At 73.5% G+C, this 4,388-nt stretch carries 1 protein-coding gene; it reads left to right on the top strand.

The genetic code is table 11. The features are described from left to right. Positions 1-15: 15 nt before the first annotated feature. Positions 16-4,388: SDR family NAD(P)-dependent oxidoreductase (locus ACWCPW_RS51580; RefSeq protein WP_449768615.1), on the top strand; the 4,373-nt coding region annotated here is incomplete at its 3' end.

Here is a 4,388-nt window from a genome sequence, read left to right as displayed (position 1 = left end):
CATGTGGTCGGGGTGTTGTCGTTGGAGGATGCGTGTCGTCTGGTGGTGGCGCGTGGCCGGTTGATGCAGGCGTTGCCGGTGGGTGGTGCGATGGCCGCGATCGGTGCGGCGGAGGCGGATGTTCTGCCGTTGATCGAGGGTCGGGGTGACCTCGTCGGGATCGCCGCGGTCAACGGCCCCGATTCGGTGGTGGTTTCGGGTGCCGAGGGTGTGGTTTCCGAGGTCGTGGCGCATTTCGAGGGGTTGGGGCGTCGGGTGCGGCGGCTGCGGGTCAGTCACGCGTTCCACTCGCCGCTGATGGATCCGATGCTCGACGAGTTCCGCCGAGTTGTGCGGGAACTGAGTTTCGAGGAACCGCAGTTGGCCGTCGTCTCGACCGTTTCCACCGATGGTGACTGGACGGACCCGGAGTACTGGGTGCGCCATGTCCGACAGCCGGTGCGTTTCCACGACGCGATTCGTACCCTGGCGGCCGAGGGGGTCGGCGGGTTCGTCGAGCTCGGGCCCGACGCGTCGCTGAGCGCGCTGATCCGGGGCGCACTGGAGGCGGGCGATCAGCCGGCCGTGGCGTTGTTGCGGCGGGACCGGGCCGAGCCGGACAGTGCGCTGTCCGCCCTGGCGACGCTGCATGTCAACGGTGCGGTGGCCGGAGTCGACTGGACCTCGTTCGTCCCGGGCGCACGGCGGGTGGACCTGCCGACGTACGCCTTCCAGCGCCGCCGGTACTGGCTCGACGCCGAGCCGGCCCCCGCGCGGAACGCCCGGGACGAGCGGTTCTGGGCGGCGGTCGGCGCGGGTGACCGGGAGGCGCTGGCGCGCGAACTCGCGGTCGAGGACGATGCGGCGCGGAGTTCGCTCGACGCCCTGCTGCCCGCGTTGTCCGCGTGGTCGCGGCGGGCCGAGGAGCAGTCCCGGACGGACGCGTGGCGGTATCGGATCGGCTGGCAGCCGATCACGTCGACCGCGCCGCCGGTGCTGACCGGCACCTGGCTGGTCGTGGTACCAAGCGGTGGGCACGAACTCCACACCGACCTCGGCGCGTACGGCACGATCCGCACGCTGGCACTGGACACCGCCGATCGGGACCGGGAGCGCGTTGCCGTGCGGCTGCGCGAGGCGACGGACGGGGTGGACGATCTCGGCGGCGTGATCTCCCTGCTCGGGCTGTCGGGGGCGGACGAGGACCTCTTCGACACGCTCCTCCTGCTGCACGCGCTGGGCGATGCCGACGTCACCGCACCACTGTGGTGCCTGACCCGGGGTGCGGTTTCGGCGGTCGACGGAGACCGCACGACCGGCGTCGCGGGTGCCGCGATCTGGGGCCTCGGTCGCGTCGCGGCCCTCGAACACCCCACCACCTGGGGCGGTTTGATCGACCTGCCCGAGGTCGTGGACAGCGGCGTGCTGCGCCGTGTGGTCGGCGTCTTGGCGGCCGGCGACTCGATCGAGGACCAGGTCGCGGTGCGGGCGGCGGGAGTGCTCGCGCGGCGGCTGGTCCGGGCACCGGATACGGGCGGTATCGCCGACGAGGCCGACGCGGGCGCGCCGTGGGCGAGTTGCGGGACGGTGCTGATCACCGGCGGCACCGGGGCGCTGGGCGCGCGGGTGGCGCGGTGGCTGGCGGACAACGGCGCGCGGCACCTGCTCCTGGTGGGTCGGCGTGGCGCCGCCGCACCCGGAGCCGACGAACTCGTGGCCGAACTGAGCGGGCGGGCCGACGGGATCACGGTCACCGTCGCGGCCTGCGACACCGCCGACCGGGACGCGCTGGCCGCGCTGCTCGACACGATCCCCGCCGACCGGCCGCTGACCGCTGTCGTACACACGGCGGGCGTCCTGGACGACGGTGTCCTGGCCGAGCTGACCGAGAAGCGCCTGCACGACGTGCTCCGGCCCAAGCTCACCGCCGCGCGCAACCTGCACGAGCTCACCGTCGGCCGCGAGTTGTCCGCCTTCGTGCTCTTCTCGTCCATGGCCGGCACCGTCGGTTCGCCCGGACAGGCCGGGTACGCGGCGGCCAACGCCGCACTGGACGCGCTCGCTCGACAGCGCGGCGAACTCGGCCTGCCGGCCCACTCGATCGCGTGGGGCCCGTGGGCCGGCTCCGGGATGGCCACGGACGAGGCGGTCGACGCGCGGATCCGGCGCGGCGGCGCACTGCCGATGAACCCGGACCTGGCGATCGAGGTGCTCGGCGACACGGTGCGCTCGGGCGAGCCGTTCGTGGCGGTCGCCGACCTGGACTGGACACGCTTTCTTCCGGCGGTCACCGCCACCCGGCGCAGCCCGCTGTTCGACGGCGTCCCGGAGGCGCGGGAACTCGCGGCCCGGGACTCCTCGGCCGCCGGTCCGGGCACCGACGCGCCCGCGCTCCGGGAGAGCCTGGCCGACCTGCCCGAACCGGAGCAGGACCACGCCGTGCTGGAGTTGATCCGGGCGCACGCCGCGGCCGTGCTCGGGCACGGCTCCGGCGCCGCGATCAAGGACACGAAGGCGTTCCGGGAACTGGGCTTCGACTCGCTGATGGCGGTCGAACTGCGCAACCGGATGATCCGCGCGACGGGCCTGCGCAGGCTGCCCACGACGCTGGTCTTCGACTACCCGACGCCCGCGACCATGGCCCGCTACCTGCGGGCCGAGCTCCTCGGCCGGACCGCCGGCAGCACCCCGGCGAACATCGCGCGGCCGGCCGGCGAGCCGGCCGAGCCGATCGCCATCGTCGGGATGAGCTGCCGATTCCCGGGCGGGGTGGCCTCGCCGGACGACCTGTGGCGGCTGGTCGAGGGCGGTGTGGACGCGGTCGGCGGCTTCCCGGAGAACCGGGGCTGGGACCTGGACACCCTGTTCGACCCGAATCCGGAGCAGTCCGGGAAGACCTACGTCGACCGCGGCGGCTTCCTGTACGAGGCGGGCGAGTTCGACGCGGCGTTCTTCGGTGTCTCGCCGCGTGAGGCGCTCGCGATGGACCCGCAGCAGCGGTTGCTCCTGGAGGCCTCGTGGGAGGCGTTCGAGCACGCCGGGATCGACCCGAGCACGCTGCACGGCAGTGACACGGGCGTCTTCGCGGGCTCCAACGGCCAGGACTACGGGCCGCGGGTCGACGAGATCCCGGAGGGTCTGGAGGGCTACTTCCTGACCGGCAACGCGGCCGCGGTGATCTCCGGGCGAGTCGCCTACGCACTGGGCCTGGAGGGTCCCGCCGTCACGGTGGACACCGCGTGCTCGTCGTCGCTGGTCGCCATGCACTGGGCGGCCCGGGCACTGCGCCAGGGCGAGTGCTCGCTGGCCCTGGCGGGCGGCGTGACGGTGATGGCGACGCCCGCGACCTTCATCGAGTTCAGCCGGCAGCGCGGCCTCGCGGTGAACGGCCGCGCCAAGGCGTTCTCGTCGGACGCGGACGGCACCAGTTGGGGCGAGGGCGTCGGGATGGTGCTCCTGGAGCGACTGTCCGACGCACGACGCAACGGCCACGAGGTGCTTGCCGTGCTGCGCGGATCGGCGATCAACCAGGACGGCGCCAGCAACGGCCTGACCGCGCCGAACGGCCCTTCGCAGCAGCGGGTGATCCGGGCGGCGCTGGCCGACGCGGGCCTGTCCGCCGCCGACGTGGACGCGGTGGAGGCGCACGGTACCGGGACCACGCTCGGCGACCCGATCGAGGCGCAGGCCCTGCTGGCCACGTACGGACAGGAGCACGACGCCGAACGGCCGCTGTGGCTCGGCTCGTTGAAGTCCAACATCGGCCACACCCAGGCCGCCGCCGGTGTCGCGAGCGTGATCAAGATGGTCGGCGCGATGCGCCACGGCGTGCTGCCGCGATCGCTGCACATCGTCGAACCGTCGCCGCACGTGGATTGGGCGTCCGGCGCGGTGTCGTTGCTGACCGAGCCGATGGCGTGGCCGCAGACCGGTGCGCCGCGCCGGGTCGGCATCTCCGCGTTCGGGGTCAGCGGCACCAACGCGCACGTGATCCTGGAGCGCTCGGAGCCGACCGCGGACCCGGTCGCGGCGGAACGTCCGGCGACGAGCGGCCCGTTGCCGCTGCTGCTGTCCGCGCGCGACGAGGAATCGCTGCGGGCACAGGCCGAGCGACTGCGAACGCACCTGGCCGAGACGCCCGAGCTCGCGCTCGTCGACGTGGCGTACTCGCTGGCCCACGGCCGTACGACGTTCGAGCACCGCGCGGTGGTGCTGGGCGAGGACCACGAGAGCATCCGGACCGGGTTGCACGCGCTGGCGGCCGGCGCGGAGTCGCCCGCCCTGGTGCGAGGGATCGCGGGCGCCGAGCCGGGCCGGTTGGTGTTCGTGTTCGCGGGTCAGGGTGGTCAGCGGGTGGGGATGGGTCGTGGGTTGTGCGCGGTGTTTCCGGTGTTCGCGGCGGCGTTCGA

Source organism: Embleya sp. NPDC001921 (assembly GCF_053594475.1).
Note: the sequence above shows the minus strand (reverse complement) of the source record. Positions and strands in the feature narration are given on the sequence as shown.